General features: G+C 63.6%; 18 protein-coding genes. 10 read left to right on the top strand and 8 right to left on the bottom strand.

Features of this window, described 5'->3' with window-relative positions:
- Positions 1-306 precede the first annotated feature (306 nt).
- Positions 307-1,476: a hypothetical protein gene (locus tag ABH922_RS24025; protein WP_424809320.1), complete on the top strand. Its 1,170-nt coding sequence runs from the start codon at positions 307-309 to the stop codon at positions 1,474-1,476.
- Between the two features lie 34 nt (positions 1,477-1,510).
- On the opposite strand, the gene ABH922_RS24020 is transcribed toward ABH922_RS24025, so the two are convergent.
- Positions 1,511-2,125, bottom strand: a complete 615-nt coding sequence (locus ABH922_RS24020) for a hypothetical protein (RefSeq protein ID WP_424809319.1) — start codon at positions 2,123-2,125, stop codon at positions 1,511-1,513.
- Positions 2,126-2,293: 168 nt separating this feature from the next.
- Between ABH922_RS24020 and ABH922_RS24015 the strand changes: the two genes are divergently transcribed.
- A complete protein-coding gene (locus ABH922_RS24015) occupies positions 2,294-3,061 on the top strand; it encodes an SDR family NAD(P)-dependent oxidoreductase (RefSeq protein ID WP_424809318.1) in 768 nt (255 codons plus the stop codon).
- A gap of 72 nt (positions 3,062-3,133) precedes the next feature.
- On the opposite strand, the gene ABH922_RS24010 is transcribed toward ABH922_RS24015, so the two are convergent.
- From ABH922_RS24010 to ABH922_RS23995, 4 genes are all read right to left on the bottom strand, one after another.
- Positions 3,134-3,916 (bottom strand): hypothetical protein, encoded by a 783-nt coding sequence (locus tag ABH922_RS24010; protein ID WP_424809317.1) that lies wholly within the window; start codon positions 3,914-3,916, stop codon positions 3,134-3,136.
- Between the two features lie 2 nt (positions 3,917-3,918).
- Entirely contained in the window at positions 3,919-6,189 is a 2,271-nt protein-coding gene (locus ABH922_RS24005; RefSeq protein WP_424809316.1) for a hypothetical protein, read from the bottom strand.
- Positions 6,186-6,530, bottom strand: a complete 345-nt coding sequence (locus ABH922_RS24000) for a hypothetical protein (protein ID WP_424809315.1) — start codon at positions 6,528-6,530, stop codon at positions 6,186-6,188. The genes ABH922_RS24005 and ABH922_RS24000 overlap by 4 nt, the downstream gene beginning before the upstream one ends.
- A gap of 62 nt (positions 6,531-6,592) precedes the next feature.
- A complete protein-coding gene (locus tag ABH922_RS23995; RefSeq protein ID WP_424809768.1) occupies positions 6,593-8,146 on the bottom strand; it encodes a TM0106 family RecB-like putative nuclease in 1,554 nt (517 codons plus the stop codon).
- Positions 8,147-8,349: 203 nt separating this feature from the next.
- On the opposite strand from ABH922_RS23995, the gene ABH922_RS23990 reads away from it, so the two are divergent.
- The 8 genes from ABH922_RS23990 to cysC all read left to right on the top strand — a co-directional run bounded on the left by ABH922_RS23990 (position 8,350) and on the right by cysC (position 15,395).
- The gene (locus tag ABH922_RS23990; RefSeq protein ID WP_424809314.1) at positions 8,350-9,003 is read left to right on the top strand and encodes a DUF6474 family protein; all 654 of its coding nucleotides are present in this window, start codon (positions 8,350-8,352) and stop codon (positions 9,001-9,003) included.
- An 8-nt stretch (positions 9,004-9,011) separates the two neighbouring features.
- Entirely contained in the window at positions 9,012-9,533 is a 522-nt protein-coding gene (locus ABH922_RS23985) for a hypothetical protein (RefSeq protein WP_424809313.1), read from the top strand.
- Between the two features lie 53 nt (positions 9,534-9,586).
- The gene (locus ABH922_RS23980; RefSeq protein WP_424809312.1) at positions 9,587-10,246 is read left to right on the top strand and encodes a YcnI family protein; all 660 of its coding nucleotides are present in this window, start codon (positions 9,587-9,589) and stop codon (positions 10,244-10,246) included.
- Positions 10,243-10,761, top strand: a complete 519-nt coding sequence (locus ABH922_RS23975) for a copper resistance CopC family protein (protein WP_424809311.1) — start codon at positions 10,243-10,245, stop codon at positions 10,759-10,761. The genes ABH922_RS23980 and ABH922_RS23975 overlap by 4 nt, the downstream gene beginning before the upstream one ends.
- Positions 10,762-10,765: 4 nt before the next feature.
- Positions 10,766-11,707 (top strand): copper resistance D family protein, encoded by a 942-nt coding sequence (locus ABH922_RS23970; protein ID WP_424809310.1) that lies wholly within the window; start codon positions 10,766-10,768, stop codon positions 11,705-11,707.
- An 87-nt stretch (positions 11,708-11,794) separates the two neighbouring features.
- Positions 11,795-12,604, top strand: coding sequence for a trehalose 2-sulfotransferase (stf0, locus tag ABH922_RS23965; protein ID WP_424809309.1), 810 nt, complete (start codon positions 11,795-11,797; stop codon positions 12,602-12,604).
- A complete protein-coding gene (gene cysD, locus ABH922_RS23960) occupies positions 12,601-13,515 on the top strand; it encodes a sulfate adenylyltransferase subunit CysD (protein WP_424809308.1) in 915 nt (304 codons plus the stop codon). The genes stf0 and cysD overlap by 4 nt, the downstream gene beginning before the upstream one ends.
- Complete coding sequence (gene cysC, locus ABH922_RS23955; RefSeq protein WP_424809307.1) at positions 13,515-15,395, top strand: adenylyl-sulfate kinase; 1,881 nt, start codon at positions 13,515-13,517, stop codon at positions 15,393-15,395. The genes cysD and cysC overlap by 1 nt, the downstream gene beginning before the upstream one ends.
- Here the strand turns inward: cysC and ABH922_RS23950 are convergent.
- The 3 genes from ABH922_RS23950 to ABH922_RS23940 are packed head-to-tail and all read right to left on the bottom strand — an operon-like array spanning position 15,392 to position 20,578.
- The gene (locus ABH922_RS23950) at positions 15,392-16,762 is read right to left on the bottom strand and encodes a sulfatase family protein (RefSeq protein ID WP_424809306.1); all 1,371 of its coding nucleotides are present in this window, start codon (positions 16,760-16,762) and stop codon (positions 15,392-15,394) included. The genes cysC and ABH922_RS23950 overlap by 4 nt on opposite strands.
- A 46-nt stretch (positions 16,763-16,808) precedes the next feature.
- Positions 16,809-20,012: a carboxyl transferase domain-containing protein gene (locus ABH922_RS23945; protein ID WP_424809305.1), complete on the bottom strand. Its 3,204-nt coding sequence runs from the start codon at positions 20,010-20,012 to the stop codon at positions 16,809-16,811.
- Positions 19,988-20,578 (bottom strand): DinB family protein, encoded by a 591-nt coding sequence (locus tag ABH922_RS23940; RefSeq protein ID WP_424809304.1) that lies wholly within the window; start codon positions 20,576-20,578, stop codon positions 19,988-19,990. Before ABH922_RS23940 ends, ABH922_RS23945 begins: the two co-directional genes overlap by 25 nt.
- Positions 20,579-20,659 lie beyond the last annotated feature (81 nt).

The following is a 20,659-nucleotide window of genomic DNA, read 5'->3' as shown; positions in this document are numbered from 1 at the left end:
TGTCCTCGATCTATAGACCACAGATCAGATAGGTCTAAATTCTTCTGTACATTTTTCGTCCGCATGCATGCTACTGAACATAGCGTTTCGGTTTCCACAACATCAGACGGCTTGAAGGTCACACCACGGACGTAACATGATACGTCCCTGAACGGGACCGTCGTCCAGGCGGTCATTCCGCACCGCCTGCAAGCATGTCGCGGAGTTGGGCTATTGCGTCGGCGATTTCTCTCGACAAGCGAGGGCCGACAGACACGCGATTCTCGCGAAGCAGGTCTGACGCATCTCGAAACAGGGGGAACACCCATGACTTCACCATCGAGCGATGAAGAACTCGCCATCGCCAAACTGGTCTCAGCCAAAGCGGATGCGTTCTGGCGGAAGGTGACCGCTCAAGTCGTACGCGGGGTTTTGTTCTACGCCGTCTTTGCAGGGTTGATGAGCTTGGTCGTCAAGTTGTATTCGCTCGACAACAGTTTCGGCGTCCACGTCGACGTAGTGCTGCGGGTGGAACCCGAGCTCGGTGCGGGAATCCTGGGCGTTCTGGTGGGCGCAATCGCCGTCCTCCACGTAGCCGCGTGGGCCACTGAACTAGGTAGCGGTTCAGAAGTAGCTGCCGAGACACGTAAGAACTATCTCGCCTCGACAGGCCTCGCAATCGGCCAACTCTCCGTCTACATCGGCGTTGCAGTCTTGCTCAACGACGCACCCGAAAGGCTCGAATTCAGTGGATTCGCCATCGCGATCATGTCGGTTGTGCTCGTTGTGATATCCGCCGATGTGGGCCACTTGGTAAGCAAGGACATCCCGGTGCAGGGTCGAATCCATGACGCTCGACGCGAAACCGAAATCCACAACCTCCAACGTGTCGTAGCTGACTGGCACCCCGTAGCCACCACCTCCGGTTACACGTTCCTTCGGATCGGGCGAGATCTGGCAGCCATTGCGTTGGTGGCCGTGTCACCCGCCGTCGTATTTCTCGTCTACCGCGAGTTGATCGATCACCAGCACACGTCGTGGGATCTGGTGTTCGGAATGACCGTGTTGGCACCAACATTCGCCATCGTCGTCGCAGTTGGCTCCATCCTGGTTCCGACACGACTGTTCTACGGTCGGGAGTTCGGGGTCGCGGTGTTCCTCACTCTCACCGGAATCTTGACCTACCTCACCACTGCTCTGACCATCGTCCTCGTCGTATGGAGCGTCGGGACTGCCCAGTTCTACGTCGCAACTCGCAGTCTCTGCCTCGCGTTCGCGATCATTGCCCCTGCGGTACTTGTCCAACGGGGCGTAAGTGGTCACGGACCTGCGTGGCTACCCGGGCACACACTCCGCGACGTCGTCTTTCACAGCTTGACCAGGCGCATCGCGCACCTTCAACGGCTCCAGGCACGCGCGAACACGCCACAACCGAGCTTGAACAGGCGGTTCGTGAGCTGGCTCAACCGGAAGACGGGCGTCCAGGAAACACCCTGAACGAACGGCCACCGTCGGCGTAGCTCTGTCAGCCTCAAGCGTCGGACGTAGATTCCGAATCAAAGAGTTGCCCAATGCCTTCCAGGACATGTTTGGCGAATCCGGGATTGTGATACTGCCGGTACGGCCCTCGCCCCTTGGCCACAAGTCGCTCGGCCAGGGGGCGCAGGGTGCGCGCGTCGATCGGTAGTTGGCCGAACTGCGCCAAAGCATCAGAATCCTCTATGTTGCACTCGATTACGGTTCCGTCGCCGTCCGCCGAAGCCAACTCGCTTCGCGTGATCCCGAGCAGATCGTACTTCTCGTTCAGGGCTTCGATACTGCAGCCTGTGTGCGATTCCAAGGCAGAGCTCGACAGATAGATGTACATGGCATGCTCGATCGCCTGTCCTCGGGAAAGGTGACACTCGACGCTGAGGACCTCCATCGGGCCGACATTGAGCGTGAACAATCGGCGACGTCCGGCAGATTTGTTGGTCGACGGCAGACAGCTGAGCGTCCACTTCTCGATCTCCACGTCGGCCGGATCGTCGAAGGCGTAGGTGAGGATCTCGGCAATCAGGTCGGTGAGTTCTTCGAACAGCGGATCGCGCTGCAACCGCTCGAAGTTCCCGGCGGACGCGGCGGGGCGTACTTTCGTCTCGTTCACCCGAAACCCCTCTCGTTCGACGAACTCGCGCGGTCAGCCCTGACACCTCCCGTTCAAACTACTCGAGCCCTCGCGCCGGTTGTGCGTTCGCCCTCACATCGGCTCTCGCGTTATGGTGCTCACCAAGCACTACCGCCCTACCGATCGCTAACTCGAGGAGAAGCAGAAGTGGAAATCAAGGGAACTGCAGCACTGGTCACCGGCGCAGCATCAGGCCTCGGAGCAGCGACAGCCAAGCGTCTCGCCGACGCCGGAGCCACCGTGTTCGGCCTGGACCTGCCCGCCTCCATCGAGCGCGCAGGCGACAACGTCCCCGCCGGCGTCACCCTCATCCCCACCGACGTGACCAGCGGCGAAGAGGTCGAATCTGCCGTCAACCAGATCGTCGAATCCGGCTCACCGCTGCGCATCGTCGTCAACTGCGCCGGCGTCGGCTGGGCCGGACGCATCCTGTCGAAGAAGGGACCGCACGACCTCGAGCTGTTCCGCACCGTCATCACCGTCAACCTCCTCGGCACCTTCAACGTGATGCGTCTGGCCGCCGACGCCATCTCCAAGACCGACACCGTCGACGAGTCCGGCCAGCGTGGCGTCGTCATCAACACCGCATCCGTCGCCGCCTTCGAAGGCCAGATCGGCCAGATCGCGTACTCCGCGTCCAAGGGCGGCGTGCACGGCATGACGGTTCCGGCCGCCCGCGACCTCGCGCAGTTCGGTATCCGCGTCAACACCATCGCCCCCGGCATCATCGACACCCCGATGCTCGCGGGCGTCACCGACGAATACCGCAAGGGCCTCGAGGCGGGCGTCCCCTTCCCGTCGCGTCTGGGTCAACCCACCGAGTACGCGCAGCTCGCACAGATGATCGTCGAGCACGACTACCTCAACGGCGAAACCATCCGCATGGACGGCGCACTCCGCATGACACCGCGGTAGAGATCCGACCACGACGGGCCGCTGCGGGAACATCGCAGCGGCCCTTTCGTTGCCGAGGCAACGCTCTGCGCGTCAACTGACGTCGCCCGGACCGATCCACTCCGGGTACTGCACCGCAACCGGCATCACCGGTGGCACATAGCCTTCCGGTGGGACGAGCGTTCGACTGTCCGGTGTTCGCTTCACGTATTCAGGGAATCTCTCACTCCACCATTGCGTACAGCCCCGGGGCACTTCGTCTGCTGTCAGGACACGAAGCTGCTCGGCTCTCCAGGTACCGAAGACATTCCAGTCCGGCGGGAATTTCGCCGCCGCGTCATGCGCGGCAATATCTCTGTCGATCAGGCCTGGAGGACCCGGCGAAGCTTCTGAGTTTTCCAGCGAAATATACGTTGCCGTAGAGAATACTTCACCGCGATCCGAGGAGTTTTCGATCGACTGAATCGTGTAAAGGCACACGGTCGCCGACACCGAGTGATCACTCTCTACCAGATCTACAATATGAAAATAGTTGGTGACTGGGCTCTGCCCAGCAGGACTCCGACCACCCTTGAAAACACTATTCAGTTCAGATTCGCGGTTACTTAATCCATCTTGGATCAGCGATTCGTATCCAGGAAATGATTTTTCAATTCCGAGAGTGAACGACATATATCCAGCCTCGCGGGTGGCCCGAATCAGCTCCGAACCTCGAGAAAACAAATCAAAACCATCTTGCGCGGACCACACATTCGCGTACTCAATCCGCGGCGGTGGGACTGAAATATTATTCTCGCCGTTTTGCGCATCTGGGACGCAGCCCACCAGAGTCACCGTCGAAAGTAAGAGCAACGATATTCGCAGACCTTTCAACATCACTACTGTACGACCTTGTCGTAGGCCGAGTCCATCGCGGAGCCGTGCCCGTCGTCAGGTCTTCCTACTCTACTGAGCATAACTTTGAATGCACCCATCTTCTCATCGGAAAGCCTGAGATCCTGCACTTCTTCCCAAGTTTTCAATTCCCCATTCGGATTGAACGCCCACTCATAACTATTCTTGAAGTCAAGAGGTAGTTCCCGGATGGCCAAAAGGGTGCTGTACGCATTTCCAATATCATCGAATCCTGTAAGTCGTGCGGTTTCGGCCCCGAGAGGGGGACCTCCGATCACCGCATCCTTCATCGATAGCCCTCCGCCTCCGAGAATGGCGTTGGACAAGTCACCCCCGTCGATCTGCCCCAGCCCGAACGACCCGAGCAGAGCGTCGAACCCGGCAGCTCTCCGCCGATAGCTTTCTGCAGCCTGTTGGGCAGTGTCGTCGTACTGGTCCTGGGTGGAGATCATCATTCCTTTGTCGACCAGACCGGCAATGAACCCGGCAGTTCGCAGCTTGGGTTCGGATTCCGGGTTCATCGGGTCTGCGCCGTACTCTCCCTGCTTCTCCAACATCGCCTGATAGGCAGCCTGTGTGAAGTGGGTACCTGCCGCCTCGTCGGTGTTCATGAGCGCGAACACGTTCGCTGAACCCGCATAATGTCGAGTTCTATCCGGATCGGCCCAGTTTCCGATGTCGAACCCCGGGCGATCGGCCGGATCTGCTCCGGCCAGGTCCGAAACATACGGACTCATGCTTCGTGACACTGTTTGCAGGAGTTCAGGATTCACTTGCCCCACCGACTGCCCATCTGTTCCGGGAATGTTCGACAGATACTTCCACGCCTCGTCGGAACTGACGGATCGGCCCAGTGCTTCCATGATGTTGCCGGTTCGGGTGGCGGTTGCCACATCGACAGGATTGTCCGGATCCTCCACAGTGCCGTCGTGCTCACCGAACGCGAAGAGACTCGATACGGCCTGACCGTCATCGGTCCAGTCATGGGCCAGAATGTCTTTCACGAAATCACTACCGTGCACGGGATCGTTCACCGCGGCGTCGACGGCGATCTTGTCCCCGCCCACCGCGCTGAAGATTTGTTCGGTGATCGCCATGTCCTGAGTTCCCCTGCCGTCCACCATGAAGGCCTCGAACGTGCGGTTCGGGCTCTGTTCGTGCGCAACCTGCGCGTCCAGATACTGCCGCCCGACATCGAGCAGGCTTTTGTCGAGTGCGGTTCCGCCCTTGTACATCTCGTCACCCATCGCAACGATCGAAGCGATGGCCTGATTGTCGGCAACTCCGTTGAGGTCCACCGATCTGAACCCGCCGGCCTGCGTGATCTTGAACTCGGAAGTCACCAGATCATCGCGCGTCAGAGACTCCCGGATCTCCTTCGGCAACAAGTCCAGACCACCTGTGGTCGGCACCTCGGAATCTCCCCGCACGGATGCGGTGACGTGTTCGTTGGAGAGGATCTGCAGGGAATTGGCCACACCGGCCCTCGCATCGGCAGGCAGCTTCGAAAGCAGATCTTCGATCTCCTGCGGAGTTTTCCCGTCCAATGCCCGGCCGACCTGGTTGAGGTACTCCATCTGAGACGCGGGAATTGCGGCAGTCTCGCCCCGCTCGATTGCGTGGAGCTGTTCCGCAGTCAGATGCCCACCCTCGGCCAGTCGGCGTGCCTGTTCCGCAGATACGTCGTTCGGGTGATCGGCAAACGCCTTGGCGTCGGAACGGCCCTGATCGCCGCCCAGGGTCGCAGCCGAGACGAACATGGCCCGCAGTCCGGCCCGCGACGCCGAGAGCTTACGGCGCACAGAATTGTCGGCTTCGACCGTGGAACCGGCTGCCTCGGACAAACGTTCGGCGAAATCCATCATCACGGCCGCCCGCGCTGCATCGGTGCCAGGCCGAGTATCGGTGATCAGCAACGAGTCCGACACGGCAAATCCGGCGTCCTCCGCGTCGGAGATCGCGCCCCTGGCCCTCTTCAGCGGTGCATCGATGTCGAAGTACCCCTGACGCAGAATTTCCACTGCTGCTCCGAGCGCCTCGACCACTTCTGCGACGGTCCGCTTGTCGGCCATTGCCCGCTGCTCTGCGGCTTCGGCGGTCAACCCCTCCCAGTATTCGTCTCCGACCCGGATGACACTGCGGTGGTACCGCTCGAAAAGTTCTGCGGCGCTCTCCCCCACCTTCGTCCAGGCGTCGGCAACACCGTTGAGTATCCCGGGGTCCCACGACTGCAGTTGGGTTCGTGTCACACTCATCGGATCGGCTCGCCCGGGTTCCAGTCGCCGCTCGCTTCGGTGAAGGCTCTGGCCATTTCGGCCGCGGACTGCTCGTCTCGATCTCTGAACTGGTGGGCGAGGTGGATCATCACCTCACCGGTCTCGGAAAGCCGCTCCTGCAGTCCGGGTACGAGTGTTCCTTCGATGAGGTCTCCGGAGATCGACGACGCCTCCAGCACCGAGGACAACATCCCACCCGGACCGGACAGGTACGGGCCCGCGGCCGGACCGACCCGCACACCGGCAGCCTCCTGCCCCAGAGACTGCAACACCCCACCCAGTCGTTTCAGTTCTTGCACGTCGGCTTTGAAAGTACCCATGCCATCTCCCCCGCGGTCAGACCCCCCGACCGTATGATGGAAGCAGTATAAAGCCCGCTACGTCACAGCTGTGATGCCAGCGGAATTTCCTGCTCCGCACGATCGGTCATCCACTCCCGCAGGACTTTAGTCGCGATCACGTCATCCTCGTTGTACTGCAGAATCCGCGTCCGCTGGCTCTCGTCGACCTCCCCGTCGTAGCCGACGGCTTCGCGATACCAGGCCATGGATGCTTCCCCACCGGCCTCGGCGTCACGCCAGTTGAACCCGGCGACCGGCGCAATCTTCTTGAGTCCCTTTCCGTTCGGGCAGATGAATTGGTCGCTGACGGCCTGGTAGATGTCTACCCACTGTGGGCTGTCGATGAATTCGCGAATCTCTTCCTTGGTGGGGATGCCCGGTTCTCCGGCGAATCTCTTCGCCGAATCGAGTAACCATTTATCCTCGGCAGAGCGTGAATAACAGTACGCGGCAAAGGTTTTACCCGACGCGGCGGCCGCGGCCCGCTCGGCCATCAACCAACCCCAGAACTCCGCGAACGAACGGGCTTCGTCGCGGGTGGGTAGTGGATCCCACGTCACGAACCCGCGGTACATCGAGAAGCCGCCGACGTTGAGCAGCGTTCCCCACAGGTATGCGCCGTGTTCCTGATAGCTCTCCATGTCGACGTCGATCTCGATATCGGCGCGGGTGACGGAGATCTTCTCGAACCGGCGTACCAACGGCGCGCCCACCAGCCACGCTTTCGCCGTGATGATCGCGTCCTCGAAGTTTCCGTGCGGCCAGTCCTCGAGTGGCTCACCCGTCCACGACGCGAGATCGTCGACGGTGTTGCAGCCGACGTCCCGCAACAACTCTGCCCGTGATCCGACTGCCACGAGACTGACGTCGCGGTTGCGGACCAGTTCCGCTTTGCAGTCACCCCACCACGGGCACGATTTGCATTCGGCGATCTGCGACGGCGCTGTCATGACGGAGCCGCGCGCCACCGCGATGCGGTCGGCGTACCGGGCGTCGTAGTCCTCGAGGACGGCACTGAGATCGTGTACCAGGATGCAGTCGCCGTTGTATCCCACCGCACCGCCGCGCCGTGACGCGCTCGCGAACCCGTGGCGCTCGAGCATCCGATACACCTGCGCCAGGCGCATCTGATCCCGAACCTGGCTGCGGACCTTGCGTGTGGCGTCGAGGGCCGGTTCCCAGGCGAAGAGCGACGATGTGGTCGCCCCCTGGCCTGGATCGGTCACTTTGTGATTGACGACGATCACGGGGATGTACCCGCCGTCGGCATCGCGAATGAGCATCTCGCAGCGACCCTTGCGCCCGGTGTCGCGTTCCGACGGGAACACCGCACCCCAGATGCGTTCGGCACCGGCTGCGCAGGCTGCGAGTGTGTGGCGGGCCTGAGCCGACACCGGCTGCTCCGAATCGATCCGCACCCACAGATCGGGCGCGGCCCCGATCACCAGTTCGGCGATCTCGGTGCGCTTGGCGATCGCCGCGTCCTGACGCTGCTTGATCCCGGTGTCGACGGGCGCGTCGGACCACTTCCCGGGGAACTCGCCGTCCAGCCGCACGCGATGACGGCACCTCGTCAGCGCTCCCGAATCGATCAGCACCGCTGCCTGCGCGCCCCCCGAGGTGATGACGGGTGGCGCGGGCGCTGGCGAGATATCGGAACACACGATGACGAAGATTATGTGCTCCCCTAGGCTTGCATCGAAGCGACGGTGGTAATTGGTAGCGTCAAGGCGATAGCGCTGCAGCCGTGACCATGCACCTGACGGCGCACAAACACCTGGAAAAGGGGTCTTTTTCGATGGGGTTGTTCAAGAAGCGGAAGTCTCGCGCCACCCGTAAGGCCGAGGCCAAGGCCCTCAAGCACAAGGCCACAGTCGAGGCGAAGCTCAATGCCAAGAGCAAGCGCAAACTCGACAAGGCGTCGACCAAATCGCTCAAGAAGCTCGAGAAGGTCGAACTCGGCTCGAAGCAGAAAATCGAAAAAGCCCAGATCGCGACCTTGAGAGCACAGGAAAAAGCTGCCGCGAATCAGGGGCTGACCGTGGCGAAGGTGCGCAAGTACCTCGGCGTCGCACGCCTTCTGGCACCGGTGTTGCTTCCGATCGCCTACCGGGCAGCCACCATGGTTCGCGCTCAGCTGGATACCTCCCGCGCCCAGAAGATGGGGGTCACCGTCGATCAGCTCGGCGACTTCACCGGACACGGTGCGAAGCTCAGTGCACGTATCGCCGGCGCCGAGAGCTCCACCACCGAACTCCTGGGCAAGAAGTCCGGTGATGCGGAGACACAACGTTTCGCTACCGCGATCCGTGAACGTCTCAGTGACCTCAGCACCGCTGTGCATGCTGCCGAACAGATGCCTCAAGCTCGCCGCAAAGCTGCTCACCAGGCGATTTCTTCCGAACTGGACGGGGTCGAAGCAGATCTCCTCGTGCGTCTCGGCGTTCGCTGAGCCCCGATATGTCCTGTGCCGATGCTGCCCCGACAGCACCCCTGCGGGGCACAGCTGTCGGGGCAGCATCGGCGGCTCTGTCCGTCGCCGCCCACGGGATGGGTGGCGGGGCGGTGCCACAGGTGTCGTCACTGACGCTGTTGATCGCCGTCTGCGCCGCGGTGGGCGCGGTGGTCGCCACGCTGCCCGGACTCGCCCGCGGTCCGCTCGCGCTGGTCGGCGCACTGGCCGCGGGACAACTCTCGGCGCACACCGCGATGACGCTGACGGTGCACTCCCATTCGGCATCTCCCGGCCTCGCCATGCTCGGAGCCCATATCGGTGCCACGTTCGTGTGCGCGCTTCTCGTGTTGGCAGCCGAGCGCCTCTTCCACGTTCTCGGTCGGGCGTTGCGCGCCGTTCTGGTCCCGCCCACCCTGCCTGTCGTCGGAACTCGAAGGCACGCGATCTCCACGGGCATTCACCGACGCCCGATCGACGAATACCTGCGCGCCGCCATCTCCCGGCGCGGTCCACCTCTACCGGTCTGAAGACGCCTCCACATCACCCCTTCTTCGACAGACCACAGAGGACACCTCCCCAGATGAAGAACACCTTGCTTTCGCGTGCGCTCGTCACCACTGTCGCCACCGGCAGCGCCGTACTGCTCGCCGCCGGACTCGCGTCCGCCCACGTCACCGTCGTCGCACCGGGCGCCGCGCAGGGCGGCTACAGCGTCCTCACGTTCCGCGTGCCCACCGAATCCGATACCGCCTCCACCACCAAGGTCACCGTCGCGTTGCCAGAGCTCAAGTCGGCCCGCACCGAACCACTTCCCGGCTGGACGTCCGTCGTGGACAAGGACCCGACCACCCTCGTCGCCAAGTCGGTCACCTGGACGGCCGATCCCGGCGTCGGCGTGGCTCCCGGACAGTTCCAGCAGTTCGTTCTCTCCGCCGGGCCACTGCCCACCGAGGAGACGGTGGAGTTCAAGGCCACCCAGACCTACAGCGACGGCACCGTCGTCAACTGGGATCAAGAAGCGCTCGCCGACGGCAGCGAGCCGGACAAGCCGGCACCGTCGCTGACCCTCGCTGCAGCGTCCGGCGACGGCCACGGCTCCGACAGCACGGCTACGGCCACCGAGGTGCACACCGACAACACCGACAACACCGCCCGCTGGCTCGGCGGCGTCGGCCTGGTCCTCGGTGCCCTTGGCGCGGCCCTCGGCCTCGGTGCCCTGGTGCGGAGCAAGCGCGCATGAAAACCCGATTCAAAGTCGTAGCCGTCGGACTGCTCGCAATGCTGAGCACCATGCTCGGCGTGGGCACCGCGAGTGCGCACTCCGCTGTGGTCGGCTCGAACCCGGGAAACGACGCCTCCGTGGCGACCGGGCCGGACCAGGTCTCGGTGACGTTCAACGAAGCGTTGCAGGAACAGTTCGCCGCACTGACCGTCACCGGCCCGGACGGCAACCTCTGGACCAAGAGCGATCCCGCCGTCCAAGGTGCCACCGTCAGCGCCGATCTCGGCGAACTCGGGCCGGCCGGCACGTACACCATCGCCTACCGGGTGACATCCGCCGACGGACATCCGGTCAGCGGAACCATTGCGTTCACGCTCACCGAAGCAGGCAACGGAACTCCCGGTGCGTCGGCAGCCGCGGCCACCGGCGAATCCGACTCGAGCAGCATTCCGGTGCTGCCGTTCATCGCCGTGGGCGTGGTGGTCTTCGGCGGTGCCCTGTTCTTCGTGCTACGCAAGCCGAAGTCGAGCTGATCCGATGACGGGTGCGGCGAACAGGTGGTGGTTGCTGCTCGCCGTACCCGCAGCTCTTCTCGGAGTGCTGATCGCCTGGGGGTTGGCGAACCCGCTCGGGCCGGAAGGGTCGAGCACGGTTCGGGTAATTGCAATCGGAAGTTGTTCCGTTGCATTGGGAATCGCCACCCTCTCGTGGATGGGACGCGGCGAGCGGCGCCCGGCGGCCACCCCCGGTACCGCATGGGCTCAGCTCACCGCAGTGTCCGGCCTGTGGCTGATCGCCGAAATCGCTTTGCTGGCACTGAATGCAGCGGCAGCGGGCGGCACTGCTGTCACCGACTTGACCGTCGGAGATTTCGGTACGTTCGTCGGCGACGTCAATGTGGGTCGAGTCGGGGCCGCCATCATCGTCTGCGCGTTCGCCGTGGTCTGTTACAGCGTGTACGGCTTCACCGAACCCCGAAAAGTACCGATGGCGCCGGCATTGGCGGTAACCGCTCTCGCGCTGGCCGCCCGGCCCATCACCGGTCACATGGCGCAGCAGAGCTTCGGCTCGATCCTCGACGCCGTACACGTTCTGGCCGCTGCCCTGTGGTTCGGTGTGCTCGCGGCCTTGGTTCTCGCCATGCCGTCCCGTGGCGCATGGGCGGTGTGGTTACCCCGATACTCCGCTCTCGCGTGGCGATGCGTACTCGCCCTGGTGATCACCGGAACGATCAATGCGACAGTTCGACTCGGATCGGTCAGCGCGTTCTACGACACCGCCTACGGGCGGGTGGTCCTCGCGAAGATCGTCGCGGTGACACTACTGGTGGCGCTGGGTTGGTGGTGGCGACGAACCTGGGTGGTCGCGAGCGCCGCACACCGCATCAGTTCGGACGGTTCGCTGCGTCGCGCGGTCGGCGAAGTAGTATTCATGGCAGTGGCGTTCGGCCTCGCTGCAGCCCTCGCAACCACTGCCTGATTGGGGACCAAAAGTCCATACTTAAGCTCGGCGTGAGTTTATTTGCCCAGGTTGCAGACGTTTACGTGCAGCCTTACCCTTGCACGAATGACACTGGCACAGCACTCGTACCTTGTCTGCGCATCGCAGCGTAGTGGCAGCACTCTCCTCGTGGAATCGTTGCGCGCAACGGGTGTTGCGGGTGAGCCGGAGGAGTTCTTCCAATACCTTCCGCACACCTCGTTGGCACCACAACCGCGAGAGTGGTTCGCGTCCGTCACCGACGAATCGATACTCCGTCTGTTGGCGCCCTTGAAAGTCGGCGCACCCGACACCCGCACATCAGAGCAGTGGCGTGAGGACCTCCTCGCCGCCGGTCGTACCGACAACGGCGTGTGGGGCGGGAAGCTCATGTGGAATCAGACTCCCCTGGTCATCGACCGCGCGGCGGGGCTACCCGTACGCAGTGGTACCGACCTCCGGTCGGCACTACGCGACGTTCTGGGCGAGGTGACCTTCATCCATGTCCACCGCGAAGACGTGATCCCCCAGGCGGTGTCGATGTGGAAGGCCGTCCAAACTCAGATCTGGCGTGATGGTGACGTGCCGGAGGACGCCGCACGCGTCACCCCTGAATACCATCCTGGCGGGATAGCGCATCTGGTGTCGATCCTCGCCGATCAGGAGCGCCAGTGGCGACGCTGGTTCGCCGAACAGGACATCACTCCCCTCGAAATCGGGTTCCGCGAACTCACCGCCGATCCTCAGGCCGTAGTCGGAAAGACCTTGACGGCACTGGGACTCGACGCTCGACTTGCACCACCGCCACCACTGCGTCGTCAGAGTGACGGACGATCCAACGAATGGGTGCAGCGTTATCGCGCCGACGCCGAAGAGAACGGATATCCGCTCGCATGAGCACCACAACAGAAGTTGTCGACGAACTCCGCGTACTCGAATCCGAGGCGGTCCACATCATCCGAGAGGTGGTGGCCGAACTGGAGCGACCAGTTCTCCTGTTCTCCGCCGGCAAGGATTCCATCGTCCTGCTGCGGCTCGCGGAGAAGGCGTTCCGCCCGTCACCGTTACCGTTTCCGGTTCTCCACGTCGATACCGGCCACAACTTCGAGGAGGTGATCGAGTTCCGTGATCGCCGGATCGCCGAGAGCGGTCACAACCTCGTCGTCGCCTCGGTACAGGAGTCGATAGACAAAGGCCGCGTGCAGGAATCGACCGAATCCAGCGGTTCCCGCAACCGGCTGCAAACCAGGACGCTGCTCGACGCTCTGGAAGGTGGGCAGTTCGACGCCGCGTTCGGTGGCGCTCGCCGCGACGAGGAGCGAGCACGCGCCAAGGAGCGGGTTCTGAGTTTTCGGGACGAGTTCGGCCAGTGGGATCCACGGGCACAACGCGCCGAACCCTGGTCGCTCTACAACGGCCGGATCAGGCGCGGCGAGTCCGTTCGAGTTTTCCCGCTGAGCAATTGGACGGAACTCGACATCTGGCGGTACATCGCCCAGGAGGGACTGGAACTGCCACCCATCTACTTCGCGCACGAACGCAAGGTGTTCGAACGCGACGGAATGCTGCTCGCGGCATCCGAGTTCAGCTCAGCGGCTGAGAACGCTTCGGCCACGACCGAATGGGTACGGTACCGGACCGTCGGCGACCTCACCATCACCGGTGCGGTTCGTTCCCGCGCCACCACCATCGACGACGTCGTCACCGAAATTTCGGCGGCGACGGTATCCGAACGAGGCGAGACTCGCGCCGACGACCGAACCTCGGTCGCCGCGATGGAAGACCGAAAGCGTGAGGGCTACTTCTGATGAGCACCGACATCACTCGCCAACTCCTGCGGCTCGCGACGGCCGGAAGTGTCGACGACGGCAAGAGCACTCTGATCGGCCGATTGCTGCACGACACCGACAGCCTGCCCACCGATCACCTCGACTCGGTGACCGACGAGCACGGCGTCGCGGATCTGGCGGCGCTCTCCGACGGTCTACGAGCCGAACGCGAGCAAGGCATCACCATCGACGTGGCGTACCGGTTCTTCTCCACTCCCACCAGAAGTTTCGTTCTCGCCGACACACCCGGCCACGAGCGGTACACCCGCAACATGTTCACCGGCGCCTCCAACGCCCACGTCGCGGTACTGCTCGTCGACGCCCGCACCGGTGTGCTACGTCAGACCCGTCGCCACGCCAGGATCGCCGCCCTGCTCGGGGTGCCGAATCTCGTAGCGGTGGTGAACAAGATCGATCTGGTCGACTTCGATCCTGCACGGTTCGCCGAGGTGGAGCTCGAACTGCAGAAGCTGGCCGATCAGATCGGACGTGAGAACTTCCTGGCCATCCCGGTCTCCGCCAAGGCGGGTGACAACGTGGTGCACCGTTCGGCGAACACCGACTGGTACTCGGGTCCGACCCTGCTCGAATACCTCGAGGGAGTGGAACTGCACGCCCCGGCAACACGTTCGGAAGAACTACGCCTTCCGATCCAGTGGGTGTCGCGGCCCGATACACAGAATCGCCGACGATACACGGGCCGGATCTCGGCTGGAACATTGACCGTCGGCGACGCGGTGACCGTCCTGCCCTCCGGTTCACGAAGCACCGTGACGGCACTGGACACCCTCGACGAGCACCGAACCGTCGCCGTGGCACCATTGTCCGTCTCGGTGGAGTTGGCGGACGACATCGACGTCGGGCGCGGCGACGTGCTGGTCAGCGGAGCAGAGCAGGCGAATCTCCCGGTGGCAGCCCGTGAACTCGATGTGACGGTGTGCTGGCTGGCGGAGACACCACTGCGGGCCGGCGATCGTATCGCCTTGAAGCACACGACACGTACCGTGCGCGCAACCGTTCAGGAACTGCACACCAGGCTCGATCCGGAAACGCTCGACGAGCAGGATCAACCGGTCGAGTTGGGGCTCAACGACATCGGTACGGTGACGCTGCGCACCAGCTCCGTGGTGATCGCCGATCCATACGGGCGCAACCGCGACAGCGGGGCCTTCATCCTGATCGACGAACAGAGCAACGACACCGTTGGTGCCGGCACCATCGCGCAGGCCCGCGTCGTCGTTCCGGGAGAACAGACCCGTAACGACATCAAGTGGCACCCGTCCTCGCTCGAACGTGGACGGCGGTGGGCGGCCACCGGCCAGCGCGGTGCCACCATCTGGTTGACGGGCCTGCCTGCGTCCGGGAAGTCCACGGTGGCGGTGGCAGTCGAGCGTGCCCTCGTCGACGCCGGTCGCACCGCCTACCTTCTCGACGGCGACAACATTCGCTACGGGATTTCCGACGACCTCGGTTTCTCGCCCGGTGATCGCGCCGAGAACATCCGTCGGGTAGGACATCTGACCCGACTGTTCGCCGACGCGGGCGTCGTCGCCATTGCCTCGATGGTCTCCCCACTCAGTTCCGATCGCGCCATTGCACGTGCTCTCAACGAAGCCGCCGGGCTGATCTTCCTCGAAGTGGCCGTCACCACCCCGGTGTCGGAATGCGAACGGCGCGATCCGAAGGGCCTGTATGCCCGCGCCCGGTCCGGGGAACTGAAGGGGCTCACCGGAATCGACGCACCGTACGAGGCGCCGGAGAACCCGGATCTTGCGATCGACACGACCGGAGCCGACATCGACGCCCTGGTACGCCAGGTGCTCGATCTTCTGGCCGAGCACGAAAGCACCCGAAACTAGGGAGAATTGGTGTCCGGTTCAAGGTAGCCGCGATCAGCGCTGTATGCCGATCGAACGTTGGGCCGGACACCGATTTTAGCCAGATACGCGGCCATCCGATGCACAGCCATGGAATTGCCCAGGGCTTCGTCGGGGAGACGATCATCGGTTTCGGCGCGCCAACTCTGCAGTTGAGCGGACAACTGCGCCTGTACTGCAGCGACTTCCGGCCGGTCTACGAGGTTGATCTTCTCGTCCGGATCGGATCGTAAGTCGTAGAGCTCACGCGACGGGCGCACCGCCAGGTGTTCGGTTCCCAGCGCTTGACCGGAAAGGCTGTTCTCGATGTCGAGTGGCAGATCCAGGGCGGGCCGGACGGCGTAGTTCTCGATGTAACTGAAATCCTTGGTCCGCACCGCGCGGATCGGATCGAAACTGTCGTGGAACGTCTTCTCCGTGAACAGCGAGGTGCGTACCGGCTCGTCGACGTCGACGCCGCGATCGAAGAGTGCATCCGCGTGGGAACGACCCTCGACCTTCTCCGGAATGTCGATGTCGAGTAGATCCAAGATGGTGGGCACCAGATCGACTCCACTGAACAGCGTGTCGTATTCCTTTCCACCACTGCGATACCGGGCCGGTGGCCGAGCGATCAGCGCGATTCCGGTACCCGGTGCGTACAGAGTGGATTTCGCGCGGGGGAACGCCGCACCGTGGTCGGTGACGAAGAAAACCCAGGTGTTCTCGTCCAGTCCTTCCTCGGCGAGAGTCGCGAGTAGATCACCGACCGCCGCATCCGCCACCTCGACACTGCCGTGGAACTCGGCGAGATCCTCGCGGACAGCCGGCACGTCCGGCAGATAGGAAGGAACGTCGAGAGCATCCGGATCCGCCGGGGTGTAGCGGTTCACCGGGTACGGACGGTGCGTCTCGAAGAAACCGGTGGTGAGCAGGAACGGTTCCGGCGGGAAGCGTCGTAGCCAGTTCTGCGCACGAGGCACCACGTAGTCACAGAACGAGTTGGTGACGTCGTACTCGTGATAACCGAGGCGTTTCGGGTACGCCGTCTCGTGCTGCATTCCGAACAGCGACGTGTACCAGCCGTTCTCCGCCAGAATCTGCGGCAGCGTCTGCACGTCGTCGTTGTACTCCCAGCCGTGATGGGCCAACCCGATCAGACCGTTGTCGTGCGGATAGCGTCCGGAGAACAGCGAACCGCGCGACGGCGAGCACAGCGGCGCCGTGGCATGTGCATCGGTGAACAGGACACCTTCGGCTGCAAGACGGTCGAGATTGGGGCTGACCACCCCCGCCACCCCGTAACTGGCCAGATGCCGCCCGAGGTCGTGCCAGTGGATGATCAGGACGTTATCTCGGGCGTGTGACACGAGATTCAACGCTAGCGTTCCGGTGAACTCGGGGCAACATTTCTGATCACCTGGAATCGAGTTGTCGAATCCAGTCGCGGGTTCGGGCCGGATCGACGACGTCGTCGAGTTCGAACGTGGTGGCCGCAGTCAGCGCCTTACCGTGCAGGTAGGCCAACTCCACGAGTTGCCCGAACAGGATTTCCCGAGCAGCATCGTCCGGCGCTGCCTCGAGCTCCTTGCGGAATCCCAACCGCACGGCTCCTTCGAGCCCCATCGGCCCGATCTCACCCGTCGGCCAGGCAATCGTGAACTGCGGCGCCCGGAACGAACCACCCGCCATCGCCATCGCGCCCAGACCGTACCCCTTACGCAGAATGACGGTGCCGAACGGCACGGTCAGGCGTGCGCCGGCAACGAAGAGCCGGCCGAACCGGCGGACGGTGGCCTCTTCCTCCGACTCCGGACCTACCATGAACCCTGGTGTATCACAGAGAGTTACCAGTGCAATGCCATGAGCCTGGACAAGTTCGAGAAAATCTGCGGCCTTGTCTGCGGCCTCGGCGTCGATGGCACCGCCGAGATGCTCACTGCTGTTCGCGAGCACCCCGTACGCCGTCCCCTCCACCCGAATCAGGGCAGTGAGTACACCGCGACCGTAGTCGCGGCGCAACTCGAGCACCGTACCGACATCGGCAATCGATTCCACAGCGCGCCGAACATCGTAGGAGCGCAGTCGATTTTCCGGGATCACGTGCCGGGACAACCGTTCGTCCGGGGCCGACCACGGCGAGACCGGACCCTGGAAGTAGGCGAGGTACTGCTTGGCCAGTGCCACGGCGTGAGCGTCGTCGCCTGCCACCAGATGTACGACGCCGTTGCGCCGCTGCACGTCGATCGGACCGATGTCCTCGGGACGGAAATCGCCGAGTCCGCCGCCCGACACCATGGCCGGACCACCCATTCCGATGTTCGCGTCCGGCGTCGCGATCAACACGTCGCACGCTCCGGCAAGAGCGGCGTTGCCGGCAAAACAGCGACCGGACACCACCGCGACCGTCGGCACCTGCCCCCGGAGCCCCGCCATGGACCGGAACGTTCCCAGTTCGAGGCCGGAACCCGGTCCGGCGTCGGTGTCACCCGGCCTACCGCCACCACCTTCGGCGAAGAGCACCAGTGGAATCCGTCTGCGCTGCGCGATCTCGATCAACCTGTCGGTCTTGGCGTGATTGCGCATACCCTGCGTTCCGGCGAGTACCGAGTAGTCGTACGAGATCACGACGGCGTCACCGCTACCGACGGTGGCGACGCCGCCGACCAGCCCGTCGGCCGGGGTGTTGGCGATCAGATCTTCCTCGGAGCGTCTACTCCGCTGCGCCGCCAACGTGAGTGCACCGTATTCGACGAAGCTGTCCGCATCCACCAGGTCGTCGATGTTCTCCCGCGCTGTGCGACGCCCGAGCCGGTGCCGCTTCGCGACCGCATCGGGACGCGCTTCGTCGAGTGTCACCTCGTGGCGCGCGAGGATTTCCGCGAGATCCGAACGTACGTCGTCGAGGTCGACCGACTCGGCTTCGGCCAGGCTTGCTCCCGACGCGGCACTGCGAACTATCAGTAGCGGTTCACCGGCACCGACCGATCTGCCTGCCGCCGACAGGACCCGAACCACCTCGACATCGCTTTCCGCCGAAAGTACGTGCTGCATCTTCATCGCCTCGAGCACCGCCACCTGACCACCAGCCGACACACCGTCTCCGACTGCGGCGAGTTCGACGAGAACACCGGCCGACCGGGCTCGGATCACCGAGTGACCGGGCTCGACGTCGACGGGAACGGCCTGCGGCGAGGCCACGGGGACCAGATCGGCCAAACGTGAACCGAGCCAGTCGATGTCCACCAGTCCGTTGCGAAAATCCTTGTCGGACAGGATCGCCGACAAGAAGGAAATGTTGTTGTCGACGCCGTGGATCACGAATTCGTCCAGTGCGGCAATCGACTTACGCACCGCAGCAGGGAAATCCGAGCGCCGGGTATGGGTGATCACCTTGGCGAGCAGTGAATCGTAACGGGGGCCCAGGGCCAGGCCGGTGACGCCGAACGTGTCCACCCGCACACCAGGCCCACTGGGGCCGGCGAAGACGTCGAGCGTTCCCGACGCCGGCAGCACGTTACCGTCCGGCGCCATGACCTCCGTGTTGACGCGAGCCTGAATCGCGATGCCCGTTGCCACGGCCGGCGCGCCGCGGGTCTCGCCGGTGGCGGAATCCGCCGTGATTCCGGGAGGAAGATCGAGTTCGTCGAATCGGCGGCCACCGGCGATCGCGAGTTGCACTGCCACCAGATCGACTCCGGTGACCTCCTCGGTCACCGTGTGCTCCACCTGAATTCGGGGGTTCACCTCGAGGAATACGAACCCGCGCTGCTCCACCAGAAATTCGACGGTGGCGATGCCTCGGTAGCCGACGTCAGCACACAACCGAGCGGCTGCGCCGTGCAGGCGCTCACGGAGCGCATCCGACAAACCCTGTGCCGGAGCAATTTCGATCAGTTTCTGGTGCCGACGTTGCACACTGCAGTCACGGTCACCGAGCGCACGCGCGCGCGTGCCACCGGCGGCCGGTGCGGCGACGATCTGCACTTCGATGTGCCGCGCATGCTCGCTGAGAACCTCGGCGAACAGCGTCGACGTACCGAACCCGACCTGCGCCTCCGCCGCGCACGCGCGGTAGGCGTCGTCGAGGAGATTCGGATCGCGGACCGCCCGCATGCCTCGCCCTCCGCCGCCACCGAGCGCTTTGATCATGATGCCGCCGGGGTTTCGCTCGAAGAACGCGCGCACATCGCCGAGGGTGGCATCACCCTCGGTCGCGGGAAGAACCGGGACTCCCGACGCCACCGCAGCAGCGCGAGCCGCGGCCTTGTCGCCGAAGATACGCAGCGCCGAGGGGTCCGGGCCGACGAACACCGTGCCGGAATCGACACACGCCTGCGCGAATGCGGCATTCTCGCTCAGGAATCCGTAGCCGGGGTGAACGTGGGTGGCGCCGGCGGCGGACGCGATCTTCAGCAGCGCGTTCTGATCGAGATAGCCGCCGGAGCCGGTGAGTTCCACGGCGTCGGTTGCCGCCGTGACATGCGGGCTCGCTGCGTCGTCAGTGGCGTACACCGCGACCGTCTCGATACCGAGTTCACGGGCGCTGCGAATGATCCGGAGCGCGATCTCCCCGCGATTGGCGACCAACAGCTTCACTTGTCCTCCTCGAACGAACATGCAACGTGCTCGAGCCTGTCACGATATCCAGCCCACCACAGCCGGTCCCCCGGTGCCACGTTGCTGTGCTCGGGGCGTAGCCCGGCAGTTCCGTCGATCGACTCCCGCACGATGTCCGCATGACCGGCATGACGGTGCGTTTCGGCGAGAACGTGGACGAGCACCAGATGCAGGGTCACGTGGCGGCGGTCCTCCGGCCACATGGGAACCAATCCGGGTGAGTCCAGGTCGAGTTCGTCGATGGTGGCGTCCGCGAACGTCCAGGCCCGGCGGTAGGAGTCGACGATGTGTTCCCGGGACTCGTCGGCGCGCGCCCACATGTCCACGTTGGGTTCGTCCGAGTGAAGCCACGACGCCAGATCGGGCACGGCACGGCCGAAGACCGGACCGAAATATCCGAGTTCGACGCCGATCGCGTGCTTGATCAGACCGAGGAGGTTCGTTCCGGTCGACGTCATCGGCCGACGGATCGAATACTCGGACAGTCCGTCGAGCTTCCACAGCAGGGCGTCGCGGCCTGTTTGCAGGTATCGGTGCAGATCCGCTTTTGCCGAGTCCCCCGTCATGGGGCCTAGTTTTCCATCACTGATCTCACACCGTCACCCATCCATGTCTTCGGACATTTCGGACTAATGTCGGCATAGGTA

The sequence above is a fragment of the Rhodococcus sp. 27YEA15 genome (genome assembly GCF_049739425.1).
Taxonomy (GTDB): domain Bacteria; phylum Actinomycetota; class Actinomycetes; order Mycobacteriales; family Mycobacteriaceae; genus Rhodococcus_F.
Note: the sequence above shows the minus strand (reverse complement) of the source record. Positions and strands in the feature narration are given on the sequence as shown.

Coding starts and splice junctions, on each gene's coding strand:
- ABH922_RS24005 (WP_424809316.1), bottom strand. CDS start 6,189: ATGAGTGTGACACGAACCCAACTGCAGTCGTGGGACCCCGGGATACTC.
- ABH922_RS23975 (WP_424809311.1), top strand. CDS start 10,243: ATGAAAACCCGATTCAAAGTCGTAGCCGTCGGACTGCTCGCAATGCTG.
- cysC (WP_424809307.1), top strand. CDS start 13,515: ATGAGCACCGACATCACTCGCCAACTCCTGCGGCTCGCGACGGCCGGA.
- ABH922_RS24025 (WP_424809320.1), top strand. CDS start 307: ATGACTTCACCATCGAGCGATGAAGAACTCGCCATCGCCAAACTGGTC.
- ABH922_RS24010 (WP_424809317.1), bottom strand. CDS start 3,916: ATGTTGAAAGGTCTGCGAATATCGTTGCTCTTACTTTCGACGGTGACT.
- ABH922_RS23990 (WP_424809314.1), top strand. CDS start 8,350: ATGGGGTTGTTCAAGAAGCGGAAGTCTCGCGCCACCCGTAAGGCCGAG.
- ABH922_RS23980 (WP_424809312.1), top strand. CDS start 9,587: ATGAAGAACACCTTGCTTTCGCGTGCGCTCGTCACCACTGTCGCCACC.
- cysD (WP_424809308.1), top strand. CDS start 12,601: ATGAGCACCACAACAGAAGTTGTCGACGAACTCCGCGTACTCGAATCC.
- ABH922_RS24000 (WP_424809315.1), bottom strand. CDS start 6,530: ATGGGTACTTTCAAAGCCGACGTGCAAGAACTGAAACGACTGGGTGGG.
- ABH922_RS23970 (WP_424809310.1), top strand. CDS start 10,766: ATGACGGGTGCGGCGAACAGGTGGTGGTTGCTGCTCGCCGTACCCGCA.
- ABH922_RS23985 (WP_424809313.1), top strand. CDS start 9,012: ATGTCCTGTGCCGATGCTGCCCCGACAGCACCCCTGCGGGGCACAGCT.
- ABH922_RS23945 (WP_424809305.1), bottom strand. CDS start 20,012: ATGTTCGTTCGAGGAGGACAAGTGAAGCTGTTGGTCGCCAATCGCGGG.
- stf0 (WP_424809309.1), top strand. CDS start 11,795: ATGACACTGGCACAGCACTCGTACCTTGTCTGCGCATCGCAGCGTAGT.
- ABH922_RS23940 (WP_424809304.1), bottom strand. CDS start 20,578: ATGACGGGGGACTCGGCAAAAGCGGATCTGCACCGATACCTGCAAACA.